Origin of the sequence: Bradyrhizobium sp. USDA 326, from assembly GCF_049739485.1 — a bacterium.
Taxonomy (GTDB): Bacteria; Pseudomonadota; Alphaproteobacteria; order Rhizobiales; family Xanthobacteraceae; genus Bradyrhizobium.
In genome coordinates, this window is the sequence record NZ_JBMGQA010000001.1 from 3,656,879 (window position 1) to 3,682,667 (window position 25,789).

General features: G+C 58.8%; 22 protein-coding genes and 6 pseudogenes. 15 read left to right on the top strand and 13 right to left on the bottom strand.

The features are described 5' to 3' along the window. The first annotated feature begins 742 nt into the window (after window positions 1-742). From ABIG06_RS17265 to ABIG06_RS17275, 3 genes and pseudogenes are all read left to right on the top strand, one after another. Complete coding sequence (locus tag ABIG06_RS17265) at window positions 743-1,528, top strand: helix-turn-helix transcriptional regulator (RefSeq protein WP_311739829.1); 786 nt, start codon at window positions 743-745, stop codon at window positions 1,526-1,528. Between the two features lie 363 nt (window positions 1,529-1,891). Next, window positions 1,892-2,541: pseudogene (locus ABIG06_RS17270) on the top strand (integrase core domain-containing protein); the annotation flags it as partial. 119 nt (window positions 2,542-2,660) lie between these two features. Continuing rightward, complete coding sequence (locus tag ABIG06_RS17275; RefSeq protein ID WP_158626805.1) at window positions 2,661-2,810, top strand: hypothetical protein; 150 nt, start codon at window positions 2,661-2,663, stop codon at window positions 2,808-2,810. A 348-nt stretch (window positions 2,811-3,158) separates the two neighbouring features. Here ABIG06_RS17275 and ABIG06_RS17280 read toward each other — a convergent pair. After that, a pseudogene (locus tag ABIG06_RS17280) lies at window positions 3,159-3,899 on the bottom strand (IS3 family transposase); the annotation flags it as partial. A 1,282-nt stretch (window positions 3,900-5,181) separates the two neighbouring features. Between ABIG06_RS17280 and ABIG06_RS17285 the strand changes: the two are divergent. Next, window positions 5,182-5,328 (top strand): annotated as a pseudogene (locus tag ABIG06_RS17285) (IS630 family transposase); the annotation flags it as partial. A gap of 307 nt (window positions 5,329-5,635) precedes the next feature. Here the strand turns inward: ABIG06_RS17285 and ABIG06_RS17290 are convergent. Then, window positions 5,636-6,772 (bottom strand): MFS transporter, encoded by a 1,137-nt coding sequence (locus ABIG06_RS17290; RefSeq protein WP_124163804.1) that lies wholly within the window; start codon window positions 6,770-6,772, stop codon window positions 5,636-5,638. Between the two features lie 464 nt (window positions 6,773-7,236). Here ABIG06_RS17290 and ABIG06_RS17295 point away from each other — a divergent pair, with 464 nt between their 5' ends. From ABIG06_RS17295 to ABIG06_RS17305, 3 genes are all read left to right on the top strand, one after another. Beyond that, window positions 7,237-7,698: a hypothetical protein gene (locus tag ABIG06_RS17295; protein WP_225115040.1), complete on the top strand. Its 462-nt coding sequence runs from the start codon at window positions 7,237-7,239 to the stop codon at window positions 7,696-7,698. 67 nt (window positions 7,699-7,765) lie between these two features. Then, window positions 7,766-9,040 (top strand): IS256 family transposase, encoded by a 1,275-nt coding sequence (locus ABIG06_RS17300; RefSeq protein WP_199752454.1) that lies wholly within the window; start codon window positions 7,766-7,768, stop codon window positions 9,038-9,040. Window positions 9,041-9,299: 259 nt separating this feature from the next. After that, window positions 9,300-9,926, top strand: coding sequence for a gamma-glutamylcyclotransferase family protein (locus ABIG06_RS17305; RefSeq protein ID WP_245454675.1), 627 nt, complete (start codon window positions 9,300-9,302; stop codon window positions 9,924-9,926). Window positions 9,927-10,126: 200 nt separating this feature from the next. Here the strand turns inward: ABIG06_RS17305 and ABIG06_RS17310 are convergent, their stop codons facing one another. After that, a complete protein-coding gene (locus ABIG06_RS17310) occupies window positions 10,127-10,681 on the bottom strand; it encodes an AidA/PixA family protein (protein WP_124163803.1) in 555 nt (184 codons plus the stop codon). Window positions 10,682-10,978: 297 nt separating this feature from the next. Next, entirely contained in the window at window positions 10,979-11,482 is a 504-nt protein-coding gene (locus ABIG06_RS17315; RefSeq protein ID WP_036032112.1) for an inclusion body family protein, read from the bottom strand. A gap of 829 nt (window positions 11,483-12,311) precedes the next feature. Here ABIG06_RS17315 and ABIG06_RS17320 point away from each other — a divergent pair. Together ABIG06_RS17320 and ABIG06_RS17325 are read left to right on the top strand one after the other, a co-directional pair. Continuing rightward, window positions 12,312-12,905 carry an HdeD family acid-resistance protein gene (locus tag ABIG06_RS17320; protein ID WP_124163802.1) on the top strand — a complete coding sequence of 198 codons (594 nt, stop codon included), beginning with the start codon at window positions 12,312-12,314 and terminating at the stop codon, window positions 12,903-12,905. 101 nt (window positions 12,906-13,006) lie between these two features. Continuing rightward, a complete protein-coding gene (locus ABIG06_RS17325; protein ID WP_199752527.1) occupies window positions 13,007-14,194 on the top strand; it encodes an IS256 family transposase in 1,188 nt (395 codons plus the stop codon). Between the two features lie 264 nt (window positions 14,195-14,458). Here the strand turns inward: ABIG06_RS17325 and ABIG06_RS17330 are convergent. Beyond that, window positions 14,459-14,587, bottom strand: a pseudogene (locus tag ABIG06_RS17330) (WGR domain-containing protein); the annotation flags it as partial. Between the two features lie 363 nt (window positions 14,588-14,950). Here ABIG06_RS17330 and ABIG06_RS17335 point away from each other — a divergent pair. Next, window positions 14,951-15,808 carry a hypothetical protein gene (locus ABIG06_RS17335; protein ID WP_124163924.1) on the top strand — a complete coding sequence of 286 codons (858 nt, stop codon included), beginning with the start codon at window positions 14,951-14,953 and terminating at the stop codon, window positions 15,806-15,808. 295 nt (window positions 15,809-16,103) lie between these two features. On the opposite strand, the gene ABIG06_RS17340 is transcribed toward ABIG06_RS17335, so the two are convergent. From ABIG06_RS17340 to ABIG06_RS17370, 7 genes and pseudogenes are all read right to left on the bottom strand, one after another. After that, complete coding sequence (locus tag ABIG06_RS17340; RefSeq protein WP_124163925.1) at window positions 16,104-16,406, bottom strand: hypothetical protein; 303 nt, start codon at window positions 16,404-16,406, stop codon at window positions 16,104-16,106. A 1,288-nt stretch (window positions 16,407-17,694) separates the two neighbouring features. After that, window positions 17,695-18,069 (bottom strand): ATP-binding protein, encoded by a 375-nt coding sequence (locus ABIG06_RS17345; RefSeq protein WP_370140865.1) that lies wholly within the window; start codon window positions 18,067-18,069, stop codon window positions 17,695-17,697. A 6-nt stretch (window positions 18,070-18,075) separates the two neighbouring features. After that, entirely contained in the window at window positions 18,076-18,237 is a 162-nt protein-coding gene (locus ABIG06_RS17350; RefSeq protein ID WP_370137892.1) for a hypothetical protein, read from the bottom strand. Further along, window positions 18,237-18,440, bottom strand: a complete 204-nt coding sequence (locus ABIG06_RS17355) for a hypothetical protein (RefSeq protein ID WP_158672120.1) — start codon at window positions 18,438-18,440, stop codon at window positions 18,237-18,239. Before ABIG06_RS17355 ends, ABIG06_RS17350 begins: the two co-directional genes overlap by 1 nt. 250 nt (window positions 18,441-18,690) lie before the next feature. Further along, window positions 18,691-19,206 carry an IS21 family transposase gene (gene istA, locus ABIG06_RS17360; protein ID WP_081493115.1) on the bottom strand — a complete coding sequence of 172 codons (516 nt, stop codon included), beginning with the start codon at window positions 19,204-19,206 and terminating at the stop codon, window positions 18,691-18,693. A gap of 405 nt (window positions 19,207-19,611) precedes the next feature. Next, complete coding sequence (locus ABIG06_RS17365; protein ID WP_124163926.1) at window positions 19,612-19,854, bottom strand: hypothetical protein; 243 nt, start codon at window positions 19,852-19,854, stop codon at window positions 19,612-19,614. A gap of 338 nt (window positions 19,855-20,192) precedes the next feature. Then, a pseudogene (locus ABIG06_RS17370) lies at window positions 20,193-20,666 on the bottom strand (ATP-binding protein); the annotation flags it as partial. Between the two features lie 168 nt (window positions 20,667-20,834). Between ABIG06_RS17370 and ABIG06_RS17375 the strand changes: the two are divergent. The 5 genes from ABIG06_RS17375 to ABIG06_RS17395 all read left to right on the top strand — a co-directional run bounded on the left by ABIG06_RS17375 (window position 20,835) and on the right by ABIG06_RS17395 (window position 23,689). Then, entirely contained in the window at window positions 20,835-21,296 is a 462-nt protein-coding gene (locus tag ABIG06_RS17375; protein WP_124163927.1) for a hypothetical protein, read from the top strand. 320 nt (window positions 21,297-21,616) lie between these two features. Then, window positions 21,617-21,877 (top strand): hypothetical protein, encoded by a 261-nt coding sequence (locus ABIG06_RS17380; protein ID WP_124163928.1) that lies wholly within the window; start codon window positions 21,617-21,619, stop codon window positions 21,875-21,877. 423 nt (window positions 21,878-22,300) lie between these two features. Further along, complete coding sequence (locus ABIG06_RS17385; protein WP_245334296.1) at window positions 22,301-22,660, top strand: IS4/Tn5 family transposase DNA-binding protein; 360 nt, start codon at window positions 22,301-22,303, stop codon at window positions 22,658-22,660. Window positions 22,661-23,091: 431 nt separating this feature from the next. After that, window positions 23,092-23,283, top strand: a complete 192-nt coding sequence (locus tag ABIG06_RS17390; protein ID WP_225115037.1) for a hypothetical protein — start codon at window positions 23,092-23,094, stop codon at window positions 23,281-23,283. Beyond that, window positions 23,246-23,689, top strand: coding sequence for a transposase (locus ABIG06_RS17395; protein WP_245334297.1), 444 nt, complete (start codon window positions 23,246-23,248; stop codon window positions 23,687-23,689). The genes ABIG06_RS17390 and ABIG06_RS17395 overlap by 38 nt, the downstream gene beginning before the upstream one ends. Before the next feature lie 700 nt (window positions 23,690-24,389). Here the strand turns inward: ABIG06_RS17395 and ABIG06_RS17400 are convergent. Continuing rightward, window positions 24,390-25,548 (bottom strand): annotated as a pseudogene (locus ABIG06_RS17400) (IS3 family transposase). Window positions 25,549-25,789: the final 241 nt, after the last annotated feature.

Sequence of the window (25,789 nt, forward strand, 5' to 3'; positions counted from 1 at the left end):
AGGACCGCACGGGCAGCGCCCATCCCGTTCCGCGTCATGCAGGTGAGGCAACCGCAATCATTCTCATGATCTATATCAATTCGATGTCGCGTCTGACGACGTTGTCGCATGTTTGACGTATGTCGCATCCGCTCGAAACAACTCAGATGAGACGGTCTTTCTCTTAGTGCCTCTCTCTTAAGGGGCGATTTTGCCAAATCGGAAAGTGGTACGAGAATTGCTGTGCCCATCATGCTGGTTCTTGGAAGTCCTGAGGATCGCATGCACGGTGTCGTCCTTGTCAAGCAGCTGGTTGTCAATGTCCGCGAGTGGCGGCCCAACATGCGCAAGCGCCCGAGAGGGGCTGCACCGGTCCGTGACCTGAGGCGTGTCGAGCTGCGCGAAGAGTTCCGTGCCGAGCGCACTTCTTTACGTCGCCGCTTGAGACGTTGGTATGTTCTTACGAGAAGTGCTGACCTTGTCCGCCGCAACCGTTGCATCATTTGCCAGCCATTCTTTCGAGAGTCTGGATACGCACGTGACGATTCGGCAGCTCGGATAGCAACCCGACCGGTCGGCAACGAACCAACTCAGCTCCGCGTTGGCTCAACCTGCGGGGGCGCGCGCCGGTTTTCTCCACCTATCTGATCGGTACGCGCTGGGACCCGGGCAAACATTTCGGGCTCGGCGCTTTCCTTCCCGCGCGGGCGTCCAGCTGCAACAAGCAGAGCCAACATCTGTACAAGTAAAATGGGAAATAGAAATGGATGACCAATCGCACGGCCAAATGCCACTCTCTTCAAGCCGACGGGAAAGCCGCGGGCCAGACCTATTCAGCTTCGTCGAATGCGCTACACAGACAAGATCAATCAAAGCGCTGTTCGAGCTTCTTGTGAGTTTCGCGAGCAATGAAGGCTTTAATAAAGTCGCGTACGCAGCACTCACCTGCTCGAATGAGCGTCGTCTGCTGGACTATCTGCCGCCCCCGCCAACGATAAACTTCCCGTCTGATTGGTGCCAACGCTATGCTGAGCAAGAGTATCGAGCGATCGACCCGGTAGTCCGTCGGACAGCAATGCTGCCAAGGCCCTTTCTTTGGGATGACCTAACCAATAAATATAAACTGCAGCCCCGTGAGCTGCGCGTCTTGCACGAGGCCAGAGAAGCAGGTCTTAAGCATGGCATAAGCGTGCCATTGTTTGGATCGCAAGGCCGATTGGCTTTCGTATCGTTTGCATCTCCCTTCGATGATGCCGATCCACAGCATCGCATGGCTCATCTGGCGACATTGGCGTCGGCGTTTCACAACGCTGTCGCACAGATTACACCGCCCGTTGATGAAGGTTGCGAGCCAGACATTCCGCTAACCGAGCGAGAAACAGAGTGCCTATACTGGGTTGCAGAAGGAAAGTCAGCCTGGGTAATCGGGCGACTTGTGGAGGTCAGCCCGAATACCGTCAACTTTCACATGAAGAACGTCGTCAGAAAGCTAGGGGCGGCGAACCGGACAAATGCTGTACACAAAGCAACCCGACGCCGCCTCATTTAACTCCGCGCCCGTTTAAAGGCACGATCAAAGGCCCCGTCTTCGGGCGGGCTCTTCTGTTATTGCCGCGGATCGGGACAACCGATCTCAAGTGGCTTCAACGATGTACTTCAACGGAAGCGGCTCAAAACAGATAGCTGGGCACGCAAGCGCATCAGGCGCGCGTATGCGGTATCCCTCAACAGCGCCCGGTGTGGACTTCGGGCGTCGTCGTTGCATGCAAGTCTCTCGTTGCGCCAGACTCTCAATCCGCCTCTCAAGCGATCTAGTGTTGCTAAACAGGCGGCTCAACGAGACGGCGGAAGACGCCGAATCATCTTCATTCTCCCCAGCAACCGTCCCGAGGCGATCGAGGCCGCGCCAGCGGTGCGCCGCCGTGGCGGCCGCAAGCGGGCGATCGGGACCCGGGCGCTGATGACGGTGCCGATGCACCGAACGACCGCTGGTCACTGGACTTCGTCTCCGATCAGCTCACGGATGGCCGCCGCTTCCGCATCTTGACCGTGGTCGATGACTGTACCCGCGAGTGCTTGGCGCTGGTGGCCGATACCTCGCTCTCCGGGGCCCGGGTGGCGCGGGAGTTGGATCGGCTGGTCATGGAGCGCGGCAAGCCAAAGATGGTGGTCAGCGACAACGGCACCGAACTTACCAGCAACGCCATCCTGACCTGGGCCGATCGGAGCCGCGTCGCCTGGCATTATATCGCTCCGGGCAAGCCCATGCAGAATGGCTTCATCGAAAGCTTCAACGGTCGGCTCCGGGATGAATTGCTGAACGAGACGCTGTTCACGTCGCTGGCTCAGACCCGCGTCGCGCTCGGATGCTGGCGCGCCGATTATAACTACACACGACCGCACTCACAGCTCGGATGGAAGACACCCTCCGAGTTCGCCTTCACCTGCCACCCGCGCCGGGATCTGGCACTGCGCTATGCCGATGGCTCCGCGCCAGCTCCCGTCGCTACCACCGCCCAACTGGGCAAATCCAATGGCTTGAGCGAACTCAGAACTGGATAAAATCTGGGGGCAAGGTCAATTCGGCTAGCGTGGAGTGGAAGTCGGACAGGCCTATGTGCCCCAAAAGCTCCGGAATCTACTTACGGGATTTTGAACCAGCTCTCTCTGGTGCGGTGATCTTGCCTCGCGAAGGAACAGGACGTTGCGTCGCCGCCAAGCTTGGCGTTGTGACCCGGGTCATCATCACCGACGGCGGGGACTTCATCAATTTCGAATGGAAGTTCGGCGAAGGCGTCACCTATACGCCGGAGATGCGAGGGAGGCAATGATCGGGCTGCAGGGTCGCCGTTGTGCTCGACGAGTACGATCTCAAGCGCACGACGCGCTTTGCTGCTGCGTCTCCGGTTCTTGGGTTATAAGTGAGGTTTGTCGCTACAATCCGTTCTAACAAACGACCACTTATTTTGAAGATGAGACGGGCCCCAAACTTACTGCGCCCTCAGGAGCAACATCACCGCCTTTCCCAATCCGATAGTCGCCACCTGGCGACAGCTTCGTCGTCAGCTTACCGACAGGTAAGTGCTTCAGATATTACAACGTATCGTAGTGGACTGAGTCTACTCAGTCTTGGCAAGGGAGTATGGAATTGAGCTGCTGCCGGTTTGATGGACACCAGGTTAAGCTAATCCCACCTTGCGCTCGAACTGAACCGGGCTGAGATAGCCGATGGTCGAGTGCCTGCGGATCGTGTTGTAAAATCTTTCGATGTAGTCGAACACATCGGCTCGTGCCTCGTCTCTGGTTCGGTAGATCTTGTTGGCGGTCCGTTCGGTCTTGAGCGACGAGAAGAAGCTCTCCATCGCTGCGTTGTCCCAGACGTTGCCGGAACGGCTCATGCTGCAGAGAATGCCGTGGTCGGCCATCAAACGCTGGAACTGCTCGCTGGTGTACTGACTGCCCTGGTCGGAGTGGTGCAACAGGGCGTCCGGCTTGCCGCGTCGCCAGACGGCCATCAGCAGGGCATCGGTTACCAACTGAGCTGTCATGGCGGCGCTCATCGACCAACCCACCACCCGGCGTGAGAACAGGTCGATCACCGCTGCGACGTAGAGCCAGCCCTCGGCCGTCCAGAGATACGTAAAGTCGGCGATCCACTTCTGGTTCGGCCGCTCGGCGGCGAACTGCCGGTCAAGGAGGTTCGCCGGCCCGGTCTCGAGCTGTCGATCGCCGCTGTCCTTCGGCAAGCGCCGGCGTCGCGGCCGCGCCCGCAAGCCTTGCAGGCGCATCATCCGTTCGATTTGGTGCAGGCCACAGTCCGCCCCATCGGCGAGCAGATCACGCCACACCCGGCGCGCACCATAGGTGCGGTCGCTCGCCATGAAGCTGGCCTTCACCTTGCCGCCGAGCTCTTCGTCACGCGAGCGGCTGGGACTGCAGCACGTCGCACCTATGCGCTTCTTTGAAGTTTCGCAGGAGGCTATTAATTCGCATGAGGCGTAGCGCTGTACATCCGACTGCAGAGCGCCGGCCTAGAGGCCGGCGCATTGCTCGACTCATTCCAGCGGGTATCTCCTAAAAAGAACGGATAAGGCGCGTAAGCATGCCGCTCAAAGCGACTTGTCGCCCTAGCGCCGCAGGTGGCGCAGACCGAGCTCGATTAAACCGACGTGACCGAGCGGCAGCTGGATACGACCAGTTCGGACCGCCTGGCCTGGTGGTACTCGAAAGCTCGGTGCTCATGAGCCTACTACAAGTGTCCGCGATTGGGAGGAGGTTGACACGCCCTCCCGTAGGCATGCACCTTCAGGCCCAGCTCGACGGATAGAGCGGTCGCTGGGCCTTGCGAATCGAGAGGTCTCCATTCAATCAACGATTACAATCGCTTCAATTTCTTGTCCCACGCTCGTGATAACGTGCGGCTCCGCGGTGTGCGTTGCCTGATCGTTGAGGCCGATCAGTGCTGGAAGATCCGTTCCACGCGATCATGCTCGAACGGCGGAACCGGAACTCAGGAGGCTGGATCGCAAATCTCTCTACGTAAGAGGACGCGGCCGCTGTTCCCGCGAGCGGCCGGTCCTGCGAGGCCTCGCGCCTCATTTTATGCTTCGTTTGTTATCCGCGATTAGTGCTGTACGCACGCCGGATCGGTCAAACAAAAAAACAGATCGCAGATACCATTCAATGGGTCGTCCGCGCATTGAGGATATGACGTATCGGCTACCTGCACCTTGGTGGCGACGGGTTGAGCGGCGGCCTCAGCAACAAAGGCCGGCACTGCCGCCGTTGCAAGCGCGACGGCGCTTGCAGTTCAAACAGCAATTTTTTCATTCCAGAGTCGCTCCGTTAGATCGACCCCAAGCCGTCCTCACGGATATATGAAGGCGCCGGAAGTGGTAAATTGATTCTCTTGATCCGGTCCATCGAAGGAATGGATGAGTTCGAACATCTGCGCGGCCTCGGTTATGAGTCGCTCGGGAAAGCCTTTATGGTCGGCGTCTCGGCGGCCTCGACGCGGTCATTGAGCGGAGCAATCGGACAAACGCGGTGACTGCATCGTTCGGACCCCAATGACTCGCACTCCTTGGAGACCGGACGTGTGCTGCCCGAGGGGCCGTCACAATCCTGATGAGTGCACAAGCGATCTCTTCATGACCGATGCTACGACTGCAGAGATCGCTGGAATTTCATTGGTGTGTTCGGCTACAGGCTCTGCGCGCAGACATCATGGACTTCATCAGTCGTCACAACGACGATCCCAAGCCGCTCAAATGGACCAAATCCGCCGACGACATCCTCGCTTCCACCGAACGGTTCTGCCGATACAACGCCCAAACTCAGGCTTGGTGATCTTGCGAATTGTTGGTTCAGGACACTAAACTTCTTCGTTCGCAACATTCTCGGGCAGACACCGCGTAAACTGGAATGCCACGTCGACCGAGCCGAAAAGGATCCCGGCCCATGACGTGAAGAGCCAACACTGAGGAGCCAACAATTGGGTCCGAAAAACCTCGGGAGTTTAGCGCGAAGCCCCTCAATTTGAGCCGGCGCGCCTTCCGCATCATCAGCGGCGGATCACTGCCTGATCGTCGATCGCCTGAAGGCGCTCGCTTGTGCCGCCATCCGCCGAGCTGCGCGTGTCGCTGGCGCGTCGATCTCAGCGCGCCTCGATGGTGACAATGCGCGCCGACAGGGTGACCAGACACATGAGTGCGGCCAACATCGCAAATGCGCTCGGCAACCCTGCGAGGTTGGCGAGGAAACCGACGAACCCCGGTCCAACGAGGAGTCCCGCATAGCCAACCGTGGTGATCGCGGCAACCGCTAGACCTGCAGGCATTACCTTCTGAGTGCCGGCCCTCCGGAAGAGAATCGGAACCAGGTTCGATGAACCAAGACCAATGAGCAGGAAACCTGCCATCGCGAAGGGGGCGCCTGGGGCGGCCAGCAGAAGCGCAAAACCCGCGACGGCCATCAGACTGCCGACCACTAGTGTCGCGCGGTCGCCAACGCGCGACACTACGGAATCGCCTCCGAGGCGCCCGACGGTCATGCTAATGGAGAACAGCATGAAGCCGAGTCCACCCTGCGCTTTCGGTACAAGGCCACGGTCCACCAGCAGCAAGGCGCTCCAGTCGAGTATGGCTCCCTCAATAAGAAACGTGATCGCTGCTAATACCGCCAGCAGCACCACAATGGCATGCGGCATGACGAACAAAACCCCTCGCTGAGCTTGCGCTATTTGGGGCAATCGCGACCAAGTCAGCACCATGACGCTCGCCATGAAACTCGAGCAGATCAGGGTTGATGCAAAAGCACCAACATTCGACCAGAGCAATATGGTCATCGCGGCGGAGCCGGCAAAGCCGCCGATGCTGAATTGCGCGTGAAACCCGGACATCAGCGGACGCTTGGCTGCACGTTCCACCTCGACCGCACAGATATTCGCAGCGACATCGATCGCGCCGAGCGAGGCGCCGAAGGCGACCAGCGCGGCCCCGAGCGCCCAAGGCGTATCGGCAACCACCAGGCAAGGAAGGATGGGTGTAAGGCTGAACCCACCGATCAGGATAATCGGTTTACTGCCGTAGCGCGCACTCAACAAGGCGGTCAAAAGCATCGCGAGAACCGAGCCCAAACCTAGGCATAGCAGCAGAAAACCGAGAACGCCCTCGTCGACCGCCAGTCGTTCCTTCGCGAACGGCACCAGCGGCGCCCAGGCCGCCGTACCAAAACCAGCGACAAAAAATGCAAGACGCATCGCGAGCCACGTGGCCGGCCGATCGGCAGACATTTTTAGGAGCTCCGGAGGAAATTGCTAGCGAGCGCAGCGCCCGGGTAATTGCACAGCGTTCCGCCATCTAGGGGGATCGAAACGGAAGAGTCCACCCACCAAAAATGAGGGTGCACTGCGCACAAGCTCTTGATCTATCCAACTTTCTCACGTGCCGGGCTCGATCGTCTCGACCGGCACAGGCGCGCGATGAGCGATCCCGGCCGCCGTCGGTTGCCTCCATTGTGAGCCGTAGATTGCGGAGCTGGCCGGGCTCCGGGCGCTCTAGGTGTGTTAAAGGGGCAGACGTCAGCTTCCGAACGGCTAAGCGGAAATCTTACGATCAATCAGAGCATTACCGCTCGTGGAAGCGGACATCCCGTGTTGCCGCGCCGGATTTTGGAAGCTCCGCGACTCGTCTATTGTTGAGGCTTTCGCAAACCCTTTACAGCCGCGGTGCGACGAGCCCGTCGCGGGAGCCGATCATGTTGAAAGCCACCGAAGAAGAGATCGAGGAAGTCCGAGAATACTTTGAATGGCAGGCGGCCGATCTCGGAGTGACTTTCATGCAGAAGGTCTACTCGGAGACCGTCGGGCACACGCGCCACGATGTGTGGGACATCCACACCAATAAGGATCGCTGGTGGGTCATCACGGGCGGCACGAAGCTCTACTCTCAGGAGCAATTCCCAAGTATGGACCTTGCCCTGACCTTCCATATTGGCCTGATCCTCCGCGTCCCGCGCACGGAAGAACAGCGTGAGAATGATCTACGCATACTCCCGTTCGCTAACGTGTTCGCGAAGATGGAAGAAGCCGGAACCGCCCTGACACAGGCCCAGAGCCTCACTGACTATCAGGCCGTTGGCGTCCGATGCCGCGAGGCGCTACTCGAACTAATCGGCGTCGCGCAGGACTCGGCAAGAGCTATGGCGGAATCTGGGTGATGACGGTGTGAGGAAGGCGGCGTATCGAGGCGGGTGACGAGCCTGCCAGAACCTCTTGAGGAGAGCGATACGCCATGACCGAGACTACCAATGTTCTTGCTTCCGTCAGCCGTCCGCGGTTGATGATCCACTGACCGATATCGTTCGAGCCGGCGCGCGGGACCTGCTTGCTAGGGCGATCGAGATCGAGGTTGGCGCGTTTCTGGCCAGCACGGCCAATCTGACGCTGCCCGACGGTCGGGCGCGCCTGGTCCGACATGGGCACGGTCCGGTGCGCGCGATTGCGACCGGCATCGGTCCGGTGGAGGTCGCTCGTCCCAAGGTCCGCGACCGCGGAGCGAGCGGGCCAGGCGACCGCCTCCGCTTCAGTTCGGCAATCCTGCCGCTATGGGCGCGGCGGACGAAGAGCCTGGATGCCTTGATCCCGGTCCTCTATTTGCGCGGCATCTCGACCGGCGACTTCCAGGAGGCGCTCTCGGCGCTGCTCGGCAAGGAAGCGCCGAACCTGTCGCCTTCGGTGATCGCCGGCCTGAAGGCCGATTGGCAGGTCGAGTACGAACGCTGGCAGAGACGCGATCTGTCGGCGCGTCGCTATGTCTACATCTGGGCCGATGGCGTGTACCTGCAGGCCCGCATGGAAGATCACAGCGAATGCATGCTGCTGCTGATTGGTACCACGCCGGAAGGCAAGAGGGAGCTGATCGGCTTCCAGGTCGGCGTGCGCGAGAGCGCGCAGAGCTGGCGCGAACTCCTGATCGACCTGCGGCAACGCGGGTTACGGATTGCCCCGCAACTCGCCATCGGCGACGGCGCCCTCGGCTTCTGGAAGGCACTGGATGAGGCCTTTCCCGGCACGCGGCACCAACGATGCTGGTGCCATAAAGTGAGCAACGTACTCGACAAGGTCGCCAAATCCGTGCAGGGCCCCATGAAGAACGACCTGCGGAACATCTATCTGGCCCCACACCGGGCCGAAGCTGAAACCGCGATCGACGTCTTCGTCGAGAAATACCACGTCAAATACGAACGTGCGGTGGAGTGCCTGATCAAGGATCGCCACGCGCTGCTCGCCTTCTTCGACTTCCCTGCTGAGCACTGGATCCACCTACGCAGCTCGAACCCGATCGAGAGCGTCTTCGCCACGGTGCGCCACCGAACGGTGGGGACCAAGGGATCGCTGTCGCAACAAACCGCGAAGCTGATGGTGTTCAAGCTCATCGACGCCGCATCGAAGACCTGGCGGCGATTGAAGAGCACGAACCAGTTGCCGAAAGTCATCGCCGGTGTAAAGTTCATCGACGGAATCGAAGTCATTCCGAACACTGAAAGCCACGCCGCCTGATCAGGCCGCGTCACCCAAAATCAGCCATAGCTCACTCGGCAATGTGGACCGACACACCGCCGCAGCATGCGAACTTCCGCGCGTGGACGGAAATCATCTGCAACGAGCTTCTGCCGGGCGACACCAACAAAGAGCGTCGCGGGGCCGTTAAAAGCGCTCTGGAGACCGCATGGACGTTTTCCAACTGGCTAACGCATTCAAAGTCCGCCACCTGGCTTGATGCCGACATGGCGCATGTGATGTCCAGGTTGCCAGCGGAATGCTGTCCCGATCGATCATTCGTGCGTTGCGCGGTGTGCCTGAGGAATGCCCGAACTGCGGCTCGCCGCATCTCGAACCAGAACACGCTGAAAACGCTGCCGCACCCGGCGTACTCTGGGAACGACCGCGCTGCGCTGATTGTGGATGGACCGGCAGGCCCGTCCCAATCCTCGACCTGGAGGATGGACAGCCCATTATCACTCGCGAAGGCGAAAAGTCCGAAGAGCACAGCATCATGACGGTTCCGCTGCGCACGATCGTCAGGCCGGGCGATCCGCCGATCGAGCCGCTGAAGAAAGCAAAAACCGGGCCACCGGAGCCAGGCGTCTATCTTGCCTACGGGTCCAACATGTCGACCGCATGGCTGCGCAAGCGAATGCCGAGCTGCAAGCCGCTCGGCATTGCTATCTTGCCCGGGCATGCGCTTCGCTTCCATAAGCGCAGCAGGGACCTGTCTGGGAAGTGCAACGCATTTGCTAGTGGTAACAACAACACAGTGATCGGAGTCCTGTTCAGCTTCGATCCAGCCGAGCGCGCCAAGCTAGACGAGGCCGAAGGCGTCGGCGCTGGCTACGAGCACGAGATGGTCACGGTCATCAACGAGCAAGGTCGCTGCCGGCGATAAGGCTCGGCGCCGCCTCGAGTTAAGAGTCCGGAATTCCTTGCTGCGGCTGGCCTTCTCGATCACGGCCAGTACCCTCGTCGATACATGATATTTGAGCCGCTAAACGGGCCGAGCGACATCGCGAGAACTGGCTATTCCAGGAGCTCTCACAGAACTCCCAGCCGGGTTCGGGATTGAACGACCGCGCTCGGAGCGGCCGACTACGGCACCTCCCTTAGACCCGAGATGTTGATCTGGAGACGCCATCGGAAGTATCCCAGCACCAAGCAGGCCTTGTTCAAGACCATGAAGTTCAGATCGCAAGCCGCCACCCCATCGGCCAGCACTTGGCTCTGCCAGAAATGGTCGTCGATGCTTTGGTTGCCCGGCTGCAACAAATTCTCGAAGTTGGGCGTCGCGACGGTCAAGGCTCGGCGCAGGACAAGCTCAAAGGGGGAAAGGACACCAGCGTGTTCCTGCGTGATCCCATCAAACACGACGATATGCTCTCCTCTCAAGGCCAGGGCACTTCCACGGATGCGCAGATGGACGCCAGGCGTGACGGTCAGATCGAGATGGCCGTCATTGCTCCCGAGTGGCCCGCCATCGCGCGCGGCCAGGACATAGAGATGCTCACTGTCGACGCGTACGGGCGCCTCGGGCGAGAGACTGGCATTCGGATACCGTGACAGTAGCGTCTCGGCGTCGACGATGATGAGAACGGCAACGTTAGACTCGGAGCGTTGGCTCTTGGTTGAGGGTCTGTCTTTGGCCATTGCTGTTTCCCTTCCTCCCGACCGTGGGATGCTCGGCAACCGCGGAGCTTGCCAAGTGCTTGGGCCGGCCGAACTGGATGGTGCTGACGGCGAATCGGTCTCATTCGAGAGCGACGCGAAAAAGGCGACAGCTGGTCGAGAAGGCCGATCTGCCAGGGACGACGGGTGAGGTCGGCACGCCTCCGGACCGCAAGCTCCGCACCTGCCATTTCATGCCACCCTCGGAGTCGAGGGTGGTTGGGATCATGGCCGTTGCCCCGCTGCGCGGTTCCTTCGACGCCTTGATGATCATCCGCATCAATTGTGGATGCTGATGAACGGATCCCACGAGAAGTATCCCAGCGCGCTGCAATTGCGATCGACGACCATGAAGTTGAAATGGTAGGTAACTCGTCCGATAGCCAAAGTTTCCGAGGACCAATAGTAATTGGCGATCGTCTGACATGTCGGCACGGACGGATTGCTAGGATTGGGATGCGCGAACGAGGCCTCCGCCTTCCGCGGGGTCGGCGTCGAGATCAGCTCGTTCCCTACGTTTCCGATGAAGCGGTAGAAGATCACTGACTTCTCGAACCCAAGGGAGAGGCTGGTCTCGCGCCAACGAATCAAATCCCCGACCTGGGCCTTCAGGTCGAGCTCGCCGCCCGCTTGCCCACTGATCACGTTGTCCTGATTTGTGATCATGTAGACATGGCGGAAATCAATGAGAGTGGGGCTGTCCGGTCTTTTGCTCGGATTCGAGTACTTCTGAAGAATGGATTCCGTATCAAAAGCAACAAGAACGTCTGTGACTCTGGACATGATGCTTCTCCATTGCAAAGAGGAATGTTCGGCTTTCGCCGAGCTCACCCCATCGCCGTAGACCATTGCGATGCCTGACAACGCCGTTCGTTGGATTACGCTGCTTCGACCGGTTCATCAGGAGTTGGTTGCGGCCGCCGAGTAGGCTTGAGCTTTCGTGAGCGGCCCATTCGCGTGATCATAGGATGATTTCTCCTCAGGCCGCGCGCATTGCAGGAGACCTGCATTTGCCGTGCCAAAGGAGAGGGAATCACTATCGAGGGCGTCGTCACTCCCCATCTCGGTTCTGGAGCGCTCAGCCATGGGAGTACTGTAACCAGTGGCTCCGAGGAGGATAATGTACCGGATGGATGACAGCTTTCGGCCTTCGTGTTTGTCCAACTCCGTCGTGTGGGCGCGCATACCACCCCCTCGAGAATGCGGTTAGGCCAATCGCCGCCACGCGCAAGATGTTCATGTTGTCGCGTTCATGCGCGTCGGACTTAAGACGTTTGGCGGCAAGCTGCCACAAACGGCCGCGATTTCACGATCGCGTCACGAAGAAGCTGGTTCGCTCTCGACGCGCGGCTCGCAAAACGTGGCACGCCAATTGCTCGGCCTACGACACCGCCTCGCCGGGCTTAGTAATGTGGTCCTCCCGCGTCCTGGGATGCGGTCCAAGCCCGAAGAGAGGAGGTCACGATGCGGATGGCACCCAGCAGGCGAGCATATAGATTGATGGGCACACTGAGTCGGCTGCTCGCAACGGCCCGCAAGCTCAACCCTAATCGCAACAAAGCGATGGCTAGGCGCGCCATGCTGCGGCACAGCTTTGGCAACGGAGACCTCCATGACAAGTTCGTCTGATATCGTGCGGCTTCGAGCTGGTCCGGGCACCGCTTCGCTAACGAAGTGGGGTTGGGTTTTCGCCCTCGGCGTAGTTTATCTGATCACTGGCTTCGTGGCGCTTGGTAGCGTTGCGCTCGCGACGATGGCGAGTGTGGTGCTAGTTGGCGTGATGATGATCGTCGCCGGCGTTGCCGAAATGATCAATGCTTTCCAGGTTAAGACCTGGGGCAAGTTCTTGCTATGCGCTCTTTTGGGTGCGCTCTACATCGTCGCGGGGCTTGTGACATTTGATAATCCTACGCTCGCCGCTGTGCTGCTTACGCTGGCGCTCGGCGCATCGCTGGTCGCCGCCGGCATCATGCGCCTGATCCTGGCGTTCAGCATCAAACGCGCAACGCCCCGGTCCTGGCTGGCGATATCGGGCGTCATTACTCTGCTGATTGGATCGTTGATCTTAGCGCGTTGGCCGATAAGCAGTGTTTATATTCTGGGCCTGTTTCTCGGCGTCGATCTAATCGTGGCGGGCGCGAGCTGGATTGGAGTCAGCTTCGGCCTACGCCGCAGTCCCATCGTGAAGTCACGATCGTTGACGTAATTGCCGGGCGCCCTTGGTGATAACGTACAGAGTCTTTCGCACTTTCAGGATTGACGGCTTCTTCTAGAATGAAGGAGCTTTGAATGAACGATGGGAATGCCATGGGTCAGGTGATCCAAATTGATGAGGCCCGGATTCGAGATCACCTGGGCGAGATGGTCCGCGGGACAGTGGAAGAGACACTGAACGCGATGCTGGAGGCCGAAGCGGACCAGCTGTGCGGTGCTGGGCGGTATGAGCGCAGCCCGGCGCGGCAGGACACGCGGGCAGGCAGCTACGAGCGAACGCTGCAGACCAAGGCGGGCGACGTCAATCTGAAGGTTCCGAAGCTACGGCGGCAAACCTTCGAGACGGCGATTATCGAGCGCTACCGGAGGCGGGAGAGCTCGGTTGAGGAGGCGCTGATCGAGATGTATCTGGCCGGGATTTCGGTTCGGCGGGTCGAAGACATCACGGAGGCGCTGTGGGGCACCCGGGTCAGCCCGAGCACAGTGTCGAACCTGAACAAGAAGATCTATACCAAGATCGAGGCGTGGCGGAATCGCAGGATCGAAGGCGAGCATCCGTATCTCTACCTCGACGGCATCGTGATGAAGCGCAGCTGGGCTGGTGAGGTTCGCAACGTGTCGCTGCTGGTGGCCTCGGCGGTCAATGCTGAGGGGTTCCGGGAGATCCTCGGCATCTGTGAAGGCGCCAAGGAGGACAAATCCGGCTGGTCCTCGTTTCTGCGGCATCTCGTCGATCGCGGTCTCAAGGGCGTGCAGCTGGTGGTTTCCGACGCGTGCCGAGGTCTTGTCGAAAGCGTTGCGGATTATCTGCCGGAGGCACGCTATCAACGCTGCATGGTGCATTTTTATCGTAATGTCTTCAGCCACGTGCCGTCGACCCGGGTCCGCGAGGTGAGCCACATGCTCAAGGCCATTCATGCCCAGGAGAGCCGCGCCGCGGCCGACGAGAAAGCCAGGACCGTCATCGCGGATCTGCGGGCCAGCCGTATGGCCAAAGCTGCTGATCTCGTCGAGCAGGCGGTTCACGAGACGCTCGCCTACTATGCCTTTCCGGACATCCATTGGCGGAAGATTCGAACGAACAATCCGCTCGAGCGCATCATGAAGGAGATCCGGCGACGAACCCGTGTCGTCGGCGCCTTCCCCGACGGTCAATCCTGTCTCAACTTAGCGGCGGCCCGGCTGCGGCACATTGCCGGAACGGCGTGGTCGACCAAATGCTACATGAACATGCGACCGCTCTATCAGCCACAACTCTCTGAAACCGGAGCCGTCGCCTGATCAAAAGTGCGAAAGATTCTGGACAGTACCAACCTGGCTCTTTCCCGCCAATGTTCGGCTGCTGGATTCGCGCGAAGCCTTCAACAATGGGCGCGGTGACGGGCAACAGTCCGTTGTTGTGCTCGCTTTCGAGACCGCCGATCACCCGGTAGACGCGTGGATGGACCGTGCGCTCGCAATCACCAACGCAAATTCGAACACGAGGCTGCAAACAGCGGCAGCCGACAACGCGCCGGTGCGGCTGAGGCTTGGCGCAACGGCTTTATCCGGCGTCTGCACCATCGTCTGGCCAGTCGTGCCGATCCGGCCCCGCTTGCGGATCAGCGAGACCCCGCCGAAGAGGGTCGGTTGGGTCGAAAGCAAGTAAAACCGCCGCATGTTGCAGGCCCGATCGGTTCTTGAGCAATGCTATTTTGACAGCACGAAGATTACGTCCTCACAAGTTGCAGTGTGTATGCCGAAATGCTTGAGCACCAAAAAGCAAGAGTTGCCATCAGGCGAATGGCTAAGGAGATTGCGCCTTCTCATCTCAGTAAGTACCTCGCGCCACTCAAATCTATTAGCATCCCAGCTCTTCTGATCTGGGGCAATAACGACAGAATTGTGCCTCTTGAGAATGGCCATCGATTGAACCGTGATCTTGCAACTCCAAGCTACACGTCATCCAAGCTTGTGGACATATGCCTCAAGAGGAGTGCCCTGATGCAACTGTTGAGGCAATTGCGACGTTTTTAGATAGAGCGGAGACGGTTCGCAATGCTAGGCCGCTGGCCTGACTTACTATCTCTTTCCATAGCGGCGCTCGTATGCCGCTTGCTTTTTCTTTTTCCCCAAACAGTGTTCGAAAAGACAGGACTGGTGAGGATTTCGTTGCTCGACTGGATCTCATTAGAGCACGACGTTCACAAGGGGCTAATTCGCCTTCTTGCGCTGCTCCTAGTCGTTGCGTGTGGTGCCGCGTCTGCATTCAGGGATTACTCGCACTCTTTTCCTGACTTGTTGAACGTAAACGTGTTCTTTTACGGCGACGGAATAGAGAAGACGATTCAAAGCATGTCGGACCACGATATAACAAAACTCAATTCAACATCTGATTGGAAGCAGCGAAAAAAGGAGTACTACACGAAGATCAACAACGAACTGCAGGAGCTAGGAATACCGTTCAAGTTCGGTGATGCCCCAGGGCAAACATCGGCAACCGGGCCGTTAAGATTTCGAACCCAACCCATCCAGAAGTGGGGTGCGCAACTTTACAGGATCACTGAGGCGGGAGGGACGCTGGTGCACGTTAGTCAAAGCCCAGGAACAGAGGAATACCGGACTGTCTCTGAGTTTGGTCTAACGAATTCCGATTTCAACCTCAAAGGAACAGTGAAGGACGTCTACTGGGAGAACGCGATTCTCATAATGCCCGTACTTAAGCAACTCTATCGTATCTCGCCCTCACGCGAGATTTATCACCATTCTCTAATTGCCGCGACGCGAGTAGAGATCTTTCCTTACATCAACATAAGCAAAACTGTTTACCTGGTACCTTCGTCAGACCGATCGCCTATGGCATTTATTCCTTGCCGTAAGCGCCAACGCTATTCAAATGGATCGGTGCTTTGCTAGGTGTGACCTGTGATCAAGCGCCCGCCTGGCCAGCGCCAGCATGCATCCGAAGACAGCGCTAGCAACAGCGGCAATGTGTTTCGCTAGCCAAATGAGCAGATGCTCAGTCGTGAGCACCGTCATATCGTGGTCGGATCGAAATCGCGAGGTGTCCATTCCTCGCCGGGTTCTAGGTCAGCTAGTTCAATTACATGACCCGTGCCTTCAACCGGCCACCCTCCCATTTTGGCTGCCCCGTCGTAGGTGGCCATGCGCCGGGAGATAACCACTTCATCTGTAGCGATGTTGTAGAGCTTTACTTTGTAAACGGTTTCCTGGCCATCTCTATTTCAATTTCCTCTTGATCTGCGTCGTGGGCGTATCCCCGCACAACCACTAAGTTGCCCCGCCTGGGCAGCGGCGCAAGCTTGTCGAGGATGTACTGCGGGGCTCCTTCTTTGATTTCTACGCCGTATGCGTAAACCAGCCCATCGTCGTTGGCGATCTCGTTTATCGTATACTCGATTTGATTCAATTCATCGAGCGTGAGGTCAAGTGCCGCGGCAATCGCCTCGGCTTCCTGGGCGTCGTACTCATCTTTAAGCTGTCTGCTGCTCATTGTACACAACTCATCATCCCGACTGCCATTCCTAAAGATCAACTTCGTCTGCATCGGCTACCAGCATATTGCTCCAACGCCTTTTGCATAATGAGTGAGCGGTGAGATTCGATCGAGTATCCTGGGCGGCGCTCGCGACTGAGTCATTTGGCAAGGCTCCATATTCTCAGCGAGTGCGGATCAGTTCACGTCTCGAAGGTACTTCAGCATACTGTTGCACGCATTCTCGGCATCAGCGAAGCTTTGGAGCGGCCAGCCGAGAATCCTGATCGAGCCACGGCTCTGGTCAAGCGGACGCCACGAGGCGACGTAGCCCGACCTTCCGCGGAAGCCACGACCAGTCGGGCTCTGGAAGCTGATCACGAACGAATAGCCGTCGCTATTCGCACTCCATATTTCCATGTCTTCGGCAGCGCGATGGAATTACAGGGGCATCAGGCTCCGTTCGCCTGGGCAACCCGAGAACGCAATGCCTCGGTCGAACGTCGTAACGTGTCAATACACGGCAGCTCTCGCCGGCAAATTGCGTTCCCTCGTCAAGCCATGGCATGCATCTGGAATCACTAGCAGCTCGGCTTATCCGTCCAGCCACCTGCCTCGATCCCGCGCTTGAAAACTACAGATGTGAAGGTGTTTAGCCACGCAGAAACGCATTCCTTGGCATCGATTTGTCCTATGTTTGTCGCTTCGATCAACTGCCTAAGCAGGTAGTTGACTGTGACACGAGATGCGCTTGATGGCACCCGATTGACGACCAGCGAGTTCTGGCAAATGGTCCGACGCCCCAGTTTGGGAGTTTAAATCACAGGCCTTCGTCAAAATGCAACGCCCCCCGACCGCCGGCCCTCTGGTTGGGTGCTCACGAGCGAAACGGACATCAACCATCCACCCGAGTGGGCGGCAAGTTCAGATACCCATCCGGATGGGCGGGGACAGCACGCGAACTCTTATCAGAATCCTCGCCAAGCTCTGCCGGCCGATCTTGCGCAACAGCCGCTGCACGCGCTTGCGATTGACGGCATGGCCCTGGCGCGCAGCATCGCGGTCACCCGACGCGAGCCGAGGAATGGCCAACTCACGAACAGTTCATCGATCCGCAGCATCAGCGCCGAATCGTCATCGTCGTTGAGGGCGCGGCCGATAGACGCTTGAGCGAGCGACGCCGAGCAGCTGGCACTGCTGGGGCACCGACAGCTCTCCATGATTGCGGTCGACGAGCACGCGGCGATCCGGGGCGCTCATCTTCCGTAGCCCTTCGCTAAAAACTCCCGCTCGATGATCAACTGGCCTATCTTGGCGTGCAGCTTCTCAATCTCGCGCTCGTGCCCGGCTGCGCTGTCGCCGTTGCTCTCGAACGCCCGCGCTGCTTGATCCAGAAGCTGCTTCTTCTAGCGTAACTCTGGTCCGGGGGCAGTAGCGGCCGAAACGTTCCATCACGTTGCTCGGTGGGCATTTTCTTTTCGGTGATCAGCGGACAATCACTCCGCAATGCTTGGTCTATCCTTGAATTTGCGTTGGCGATCCAACGTGACGCGGCCAGGTCACGGATCTGCTTCGGATCGATCGACGGCTGCGCCTCGAAGTCGAAGCCGGCAAGCTCCTTCACGGCCGGGAAGTGTGCGAGTTTCAGCGCCATCTCGATGCGGCGATGATCCTTCGCGATCTCGCGCTAGCACAGCAGGATCAGCGTCTCACGCGCCGACAGGTTCGCGCGCGCCGCCTCGTCGAGCAGGTTGTCGAGCTGGTCCCGGATGCCGGCGAGCTGCAATCGTGCCAGCATGGCGTCGAGCCGATCGATTGGTGCTTCGGTAGCCTTCTTTATGCGCGCCATCAGAAGCTCCCTCCGATCGCTGCTTCGTATTCGGCAAGAGGACGCAACAACGAGGGCAGTGGAGACGATGCCGGCACCGTCGCTGCCGCAATCTCCGGTCGGCAGACCGCGCCATTCTGCCCGGCAACACCGTCGAGGTGGGTGGTATCGACGATCCGCAGCCGGCGACCTTCCGATTGCTTGTGGACCGCAACCTCGCGCATGCCTTGGCGGATACGCACCTCGCCGGCCGCAACCGCACCGAGTAGCTGTTCGTACCGACCTCGACGGCTTCAACCTGTGTGTCTCGTCACGCGCGAAGCGGACGATCGGCGCCTCGCCGGTCGTGCCGTGGATACGCACGTTCGCCACCTCACGCTCCCACTCGGCGAGATGCGCCTCGAATGCCACCCAGCTCGCGAAGGAATGCCCCGCGATCGCATTCTTCTTCACGTAACCGACGCCATTCTCCGTCTAGCCCTTCGTGCGCGCCCGATACGGTGCGCAGGCGCTAGGACGGAAGCCCCAATGCTTCGCGAACGCGATGAGCTTGGCGTTAAACTGAACCGACCGGCTCACCGCGTCGTGGCGCACCACGAGCGCGCGTGGATTGTCCATCAGCACTTCCTCCGGCACGCCGCCGAAAGTCGTAAATGCGCTCTCGAGCCCACCGAACCAGTGCTCTTGCTTCTCGCCCCGGAACGCACGCACATGCAGCCGCCGCGAATGCCCGAGCGTCGCCACGAACACGAATGCTTTGACCTTCACCCCGCCGATCTCGACCAGACGCTCGCCGAAGTCGATCTGTAGCTGCCGGCCCGGGGGCGTCTCGAACCGCGTCGTCGCCAGCGCTTCCGCCTTGAGTGCCTGGCGATAGGGCTGCACGGCGCGTTGCAGCGTTCGCCGGCTGACTGCCACGCCTTCCTCGGTCAACAGGTCCTGGCGCACCACATTTGCATTGCCGCGATGCCGAATGAACCTCTCGCGCAGCCAACCTTCAAGGCCATCGAGCCGTTTCGGCGCTCAGGCGACCTGAACGGCTTCACCCCGCCCGCCGCAACGTAGTCCTTCACCACGGCACAATTTCACGCCTGTGAAGAACGCGCGGCGCAAGTGCATTGCATCGGGTATGCTACCCGCAAGCCACAAAGTCTGAACGACTCGAAGAACTTCGTAGTATATACAAAGAACTCTCAGGAGAGGAGGTCACCGCTGCGGAAGCGACTGATATCGCGCAACGTTCTCGCACGCTAAAGATTGATTTCGTACCGCTTGCCCGGCGGGCACGAGAAGTCTCCTCCTTCGCCACCAACTCCGGTTCGAAGCGCTGCCGGAGAACGCTGATATTTTGCAGAATGCGCTGATCATCTTCGGTTGCAGGTCACGTAAGATCTCTTATGCCCACTCGGCACCTTTACCCTGTAAAGTTCGAACGTCCTCGTCGATTCCCAGCAACGTGAGTGAGTCCGGCGGTTTGCGAACCGATATGAACGGCTTCTTGGCTTCAATCTTGAGTATTTTCTGCGTGAGGAATGGGTTCGAACCTACGGTTTCGAGAATAAAAAGCGCCTTGACCGATCGTCCCCGGTCAAAAACCAGTCCGCGGCTCTGCTGCTGAATGGAAATCAGACTGACCACGGGTTCGAACCCGTCCTTCGGAGCAATCTTTTCCCGTTGTCGAATGCAATCCTTTTGCAGCGCGGCTCGTTGTATAGTAGATAAAATAACGCATAAGTGACACTGACTCGCGGCTCTAGAATCGAACTCGATCTTACGCGAATCAGAAGTCCACAGATCGTGCCAAGTTGGCTCAAGCATGCGAGAGGGTGCGACAAGCCATTTCGGCACGGATTTCTGCCGCTGAAAGCGAGTTGGATCTTTCTGAGATCTGGTTGACGGCCTAAAGCCCGAAGCCTGTCAAACGCCATCCGGAACTGCCCCCTTTGCGTCATGAAGAACTGCCCCCACGCTCGGGTTCATGATGTCGGGCCGTCAGCGGCGGGCGCCTTGATGAGGCCGCTCTTTCGCTTGACGCGGAGGCGGTAGCTGTCGCCGCGGATGGTCAGCACGTGGCTGTGGTGCAGGAGCCCGTCAAGGATCGCGGTGGCGACCACCGGATCTGCGAACACGGTGCCCCATTCGGCAACGCTGCGGTTCGAAGTGATCAGCATGGCGCCGGTTTCGTAGCGGCGGCTGACCAGCTGGAAGAACAGATGCGCCGCGTCGGGCTCCAGCGGCAGGTAGCCGAGTTCGTCGACGATCAGCAGCTTTGGCTTCGCCAGCGCGAGCAGTTTCTCGTCCAGGCGCCGCTCGCGCGCCTTGGCGAGGCCAGCGACCAGCGTCGTCGCCGTGGTGAATCGCACCGTGTAACCGGCCAGGATCGCCTCTCGCCCGAGCGGGGTCGACAAGTGCGTCTTACCGACGCCCGGCGGCCCGAGCAGCAGCACGTGCACTTATCCGGAGGGAACTCTCAATCGCCGACCCAACGAACTTCGATCAGCTGCAGAACGGCTTCTTCAATGCACTTGCCACGGGGCTGGGCTACGAGACGACTTCGCCATTTCAGGTACTCCAACCCGCCCCACCCTCATCGGAGTTTCCGGTGCCGACAGCCGGTTGTGGGACTATCTCGATATCATTCCGCCAGCCACACTCAATATGAATGTCGGCTCGGAGCTGGCGGCAACAAGTTTTCAGTCGATTATCAGGGCGTACTTTCCGCGCTCCAGCCTGCTTCCGAGCGCTTCCAGGATACCGTGGATCCAGTCTGTTACAAGGCTTGGGCCGAGACACGCGACAAGCAAGAAGCAGGTCCAACCGGGCACGATTTCCAAGTATGGCCTCTTGGTTGCGAGCTCTGCTCTGCTAAAGCACGCCAAGGCGCCATCGCGCTCAACCGAGACAACCTAGATCCGATCTTCGTGGCGATGAATAACGCCATGCCGTATAGACCCAGCGGCACGGAGCCGATCACCTTCTCGATCGGCTATAGCGACATCGTCGAGCTGCTGCTAAAGGCCCCGTCGCGCAAGTTCAATGTCGCACAAGGAACGTGGAACACCGATGTCTCAAAATCTTGAATCAACGGCTCGTCCGGCGGCTTTTTCGGCCTTTGGGGAGGCAGCAGCTCATCCTCAAAGTTTAGCGAGAAGTTCGCTGCAAGCGGTGTTTCTCCCGACGCGTCACTCGCGAATGTGATGCCCGTCAGCCCACGCCCAGTATTCGGCGGCGCTAGGTCTTGCACATCACAACAAGAACGCCGCACCATGGGATTCGGGTTCAATAATCAACTGCGAACGCACATTCGGGCCTGAGGGCAACATGCAACCATTCACCACGACGCTGCTAATTGCCAATAAGATGGATGTACTCGTACAGTCATTCGTCACCTACAGCGAAGATGAGCAAGCAGACGTTCAGAACAATTCAAAAGCCGGGCTATGGCCTTTCTACAGTAGGGCGAATCGAGCGGGTCGTCGCCCTCGGCAAGCTTCGACAAGGACGGGCGATGACGATCATCATCACCAGCGACGACAAGATACCGATCGTGATCGGTGCTCTTGTCGAAGCCGCCGGAACCTATCTCGGCGCTGAGAGCGATGCGTCGGCTTTCCTCACGAAAGCGCTGTTCAGTGCCGAAGCTCGCGGTCCTAAGAAATGACATAGTGCGCCGGGTTGGGAGTCGCGTGATGCGACGCACTAAGCTTATTGTCGTTCGCCGAAGCTCATCCAAAGCGCCGCCTGCATTGGCGCCCGAGATCGTGGATGCGGTCGTCTGGAGGCAGACGTGTCAACGTCAGGCATCCTGAGCTGCCGCCGAATGGAGTAGCTGTGACAACATTCGTATTCTCCAAGCACGGTTCGTGCAGAATGCGCTTCGATCGTTCGGCCTGTTGAACTTCTCGCCAACACCTGCAGACTGGTATCTCTCTTCCGCACTCGGAATGGCCTATAATAATCCGGGTACGCTCCCCTGGGATCTTACGGTTACCCACTTTTTTGAGGTGCACTGAGCCGAGAAACTTGAGTCGCCAGAATCGCTTGCGATTCTTTGATGGGCACCTGATTCGAGAAAAAGTGCTCTATGGGACTGACTTCACGCGTCCGGGATGAGAAGGCGCATCGGTTGGCGTCTGACGCGTTGACTTGGTTTGACCGTGAAGCTGCGCTGTGCGAATTCCGGGACGCTCGACTTGGCGAGAGCTTTCGCATGCTGCTGCAGCAGATTGGTGGAGATATCGGACAGAGCATTCCGGTGGTTTGCCAAGACTGGGCGAATACCAAGGCGGCCTATCCTTTCTTCTCCAATGAACGAGTAAGCGAGGCCGAAATCCTGTCTGGTCATCTTGAATCCACGCGGGAACTTATCGCGGCTGCGAAAGGGCCTGTCTTGTCCTGCATGATACGACCGAATTCACCTATCAAAGGGAGCGCCCGGATCTGATCGGGATCATTAAGCGTGTCCCCAGAAGGAACTCGCGAAGATTGGACGGAAAACCCGAAACGTACACGACATGCGGAATATTGATGCATTCGAGCCTTGCGGTGACCCTCGAGGGCTTCCCCCGGGGCTCAACGCCGTGAAGTGTGGACCAGAAAGAAATTCAAAGGGGTCGCTGCGCTTAGGCGCGAGGTCAACCCGACACGGATCCCCATTGAAACCAAGGAGAGCATTCGGTGGCTGGAGAACCTCAAGCAATCCACGGACCTTTTCGAGGAGCCATCGCAGTGCATCCATATCGGTGATCGTGAGGCCGACATTTATGAATTGTTTTGTGCCGCCCAAGAGGTTGGAACGCATTTCTGGTAAGGACCTGTGTCAATCGCCTGGCAGGCGATGGCGATCATACCGTTGCAACGATAATGGACGAGGTCATGGTCAAAGGCCTCCACCGGATCGAAGTCCAGGATAGCAAGGGCAATCCAGACCAGGCTGTTCGTGAAATCCGGTATCGTAAAATCCGTATTTTGCCACCCATAGGCAAGCAGTCGCGGTATCCAGCTTTGACTTTGACAGTGATCCACGCTGATGAACGAGGAGCGCGCAAAGAACAGAAAGAAGATTGAATGGAAACTCCTGACATATCTTCCGGTGCAATCGAGCAGGGATGCGATCGAGAAACTCGATTGGTATTCCCTTCGATGGAAGATCGAGGTCTTCCACAAGATACTCAAATCCGGCTGTAGGGCAGAGGACTCGCAACTGCGGACTGCTCAGCGATTCACGAATTTGATCTCGGTATTCTGCATTGTGAGCTGGCGCATCTTTTGGATGACGATGCTCAATCGTTCAGCGCAAAATGCTTCACCGGAATTTGTGCTGACCAAAGCTGAAATCCAATTGCTTGATCGGCTCGTCGAAAACAAGACTCCAGTCAGCACCAACGAAAGACATTGTCGCATTATCTCATCAAGATCGCCAGGCTCGGCGGCTATCTCGCCCGCGCCAACGATCCGCCACCAGGGACTCTGATCATGTGGCGCGGATTATCGCGATTCATCGATCTCGCAACGGGAGCGAAACTTTCCCAAAAACTCTGCCCCAAAATGTGGGTAATCGTAAGCCCTGGGATGCCACCGCCCGGCTGGGATACGACTTTCGGCCCTGGGGGCACATTGCCGCGGTTCCTGTCGAGCCTCCTAATAGTTGTGGAAATGCGGATTCACTATAGCTCCGGGGCTACGTTCAGCGAGGTCGACAAAGCGGAGATTATCGCAAATCGGATGGGGACTCTGGCCCTACTATCTCGATGATACACACGCGGCCACAGTTGTCAGCTTCGATAATCAAGGGACGATGACTGTAAGAATCGAGAGTCAGAAGGATCGGCCAGTCGCGCTTTTCGCCTCGGTGCTTTCAGCGGCCGAATATCTAGGTGCAAGATAGGGACGAGCTGGGCGGCGACTTCACTCAACTGTTGCGGAACGGCTGTAAGCATCATGATCTAAGAACTCCCGTACTTGAACAGGGGGCGGCGGACGGATGGGCACACTTCGCAAATGCAGCCGCGATATTGCTCCTGATTTTCCAAGCTTCTGAAGCACGTCGAACATTTTCCCCTCTTGGACGGCGTTTCAGTCGCCCATCCCCGCTACGCGCCCGGTTGCCGCATCTCTTCGTCAGACTGGAAGCACCGGACTCACAATGCGGGCCATGACCTTGCCCCCAAGTGTTATTCAATCCTGAGTTCGCTCCGGCTGTTGGATTTGCCCGGTTGGGTGGTGGCAGCGACGGGAGCTGGCGGCGGAGCTTTCGGCATAGCGCAGCGCCAGATCCCGGCGCGGGTGACAGCTGAAGGCGAACTCGGAGGGCGTTTTCCATCCTGCGAGTGTGGTCGCGCATCGTTGTAATCGGCCCGCCAGCATCCGCGTGCGACGCGAGCCTGGGCCAGCGACGTGAACAGCGTCTCGTTCAGTTGATCCCGCAGCGGGCCGTTGAAGCTCTCGATAAAGGCATTCTGCATGGGCTTGCCCGGCCCAATGTAGTGCCATGCGACGCGCCTCTGATCCGCCCCGGTCAGGATGGCGGTGCTGGTCAGTTCGGTGCCGGTGTCGCTGACCACCGTCTTGGGCTTGCCGCGCTCGATCACCAGCCGGTCCAGTTCCCGCGCCACGCGGATGCCGGAGAGCGAGGTATCGGCAGGCACTCGCGGGTGCAGTCATCCACGACGGTGAGGATACGGAAGCGGCGGCCGCAGGTCAGCTGACCCGACACGAAATCGAGCGACCGGCGGTCGTTCGGCGCCATCGGCACCGTCATTGGCGCCCGGGTCCCGATCGCCCGTTTGCGGCCGCCACGCCGCCGCACCGCCAGCCTCTCTTCCAGGTAGAGCCGGAACAGCTTCTTGTGGTTGACCCTCCCGCTTGAGCAGCACATGCAGGCGTCGATAGCCGAAGCGGCGGCGCTCCTGGGCGATTGCCCGCATGCGCTGGCGAAGGCCGGCTTCGTCCGCCCGAGTCGTTTGGTATCTCATGGTCATGCGGCAGCAGCCGATGGCTTTACACGCCCGCCGTTCGCTCATCCCGTGGGCGCCTCGGTGACAGCTTTCCGCGTGGCCGCGGGCGTCACCATTTCTTTCCCACGAGGTCCTTCAAGGCCGCGTTGTCCAGCATGGCATCGGCGAAAAGGCGCTTCAGCCGTGTGTTCTCGTCCTCCAGGGTCTTCAGCCGCTTGGCCTCCGACACCTCCATTCCACCGAACTTCGCCTTCCATTTGTAGATGCTGGCGTCGCTGACGCCATGCTTGCGGCACAGATCGGCAACCGACACGCCGGCCTCATGCTCCTTCAAAATCCCGATGATCTGCTCTTCCGAAAAGCGGCTGCGCTTCATGCTCTGGTCCTTGTTGTGAGCCAGAACGAACTTCACACTGGATTAAGCCCCTGGGGCAAGGTCACTCACGCGCGAGCGGTAGCGCGGAAGTATCCGCGATACGCTGAATGAAGTCCGTGGGGAACGGGAGGCAACATGGACCTCATCCTGTGCCTGAGTTTATCGTAGTCTGAAAACCGCGAGCTGGGATCTTCGGGCCAACGCGTCCGGTCTCTGCGCAGACCAGCCGAACCAATTCGTT

Coding starts and splice junctions, on each gene's coding strand:
- ABIG06_RS17265 (WP_311739829.1), top strand. CDS start 743: ATGGATGACCAATCGCACGGCCAAATGCCACTCTCTTCAAGCCGACGG.
- ABIG06_RS17290 (WP_124163804.1), bottom strand. CDS start 6,772: ATGTCTGCCGATCGGCCGGCCACGTGGCTCGCGATGCGTCTTGCATTT.
- ABIG06_RS17295 (WP_225115040.1), top strand. CDS start 7,237: ATGTTGAAAGCCACCGAAGAAGAGATCGAGGAAGTCCGAGAATACTTT.
- ABIG06_RS17305 (WP_245454675.1), top strand. CDS start 9,300: ATGCTGTCCCGATCGATCATTCGTGCGTTGCGCGGTGTGCCTGAGGAA.
- ABIG06_RS17310 (WP_124163803.1), bottom strand. CDS start 10,681: ATGGCCAAAGACAGACCCTCAACCAAGAGCCAACGCTCCGAGTCTAAC.
- ABIG06_RS17315 (WP_036032112.1), bottom strand. CDS start 11,482: ATGTCCAGAGTCACAGACGTTCTTGTTGCTTTTGATACGGAATCCATT.
- ABIG06_RS17320 (WP_124163802.1), top strand. CDS start 12,312: ATGACAAGTTCGTCTGATATCGTGCGGCTTCGAGCTGGTCCGGGCACC.
- ABIG06_RS17325 (WP_199752527.1), top strand. CDS start 13,007: ATGGGTCAGGTGATCCAAATTGATGAGGCCCGGATTCGAGATCACCTG.
- ABIG06_RS17335 (WP_124163924.1), top strand. CDS start 14,951: ATGCTAGGCCGCTGGCCTGACTTACTATCTCTTTCCATAGCGGCGCTC.
- ABIG06_RS17340 (WP_124163925.1), bottom strand. CDS start 16,406: ATGAGCAGCAGACAGCTTAAAGATGAGTACGACGCCCAGGAAGCCGAG.
- ABIG06_RS17350 (WP_370137892.1), bottom strand. CDS start 18,237: ATGGCGCGCATAAAGAAGGCTACCGAAGCACCAATCGATCGGCTCGAC.
- ABIG06_RS17355 (WP_158672120.1), bottom strand. CDS start 18,440: ATGCGCGAGGTTGCGGTCCACAAGCAATCGGAAGGTCGCCGGCTGCGG.
- ABIG06_RS17380 (WP_124163928.1), top strand. CDS start 21,617: ATGAGCAAGCAGACGTTCAGAACAATTCAAAAGCCGGGCTATGGCCTT.
- ABIG06_RS17385 (WP_245334296.1), top strand. CDS start 22,301: ATGGGACTGACTTCACGCGTCCGGGATGAGAAGGCGCATCGGTTGGCG.
- ABIG06_RS17390 (WP_225115037.1), top strand. CDS start 23,092: ATGGTCAAAGGCCTCCACCGGATCGAAGTCCAGGATAGCAAGGGCAAT.
- ABIG06_RS17395 (WP_245334297.1), top strand. CDS start 23,246: ATGAACGAGGAGCGCGCAAAGAACAGAAAGAAGATTGAATGGAAACTC.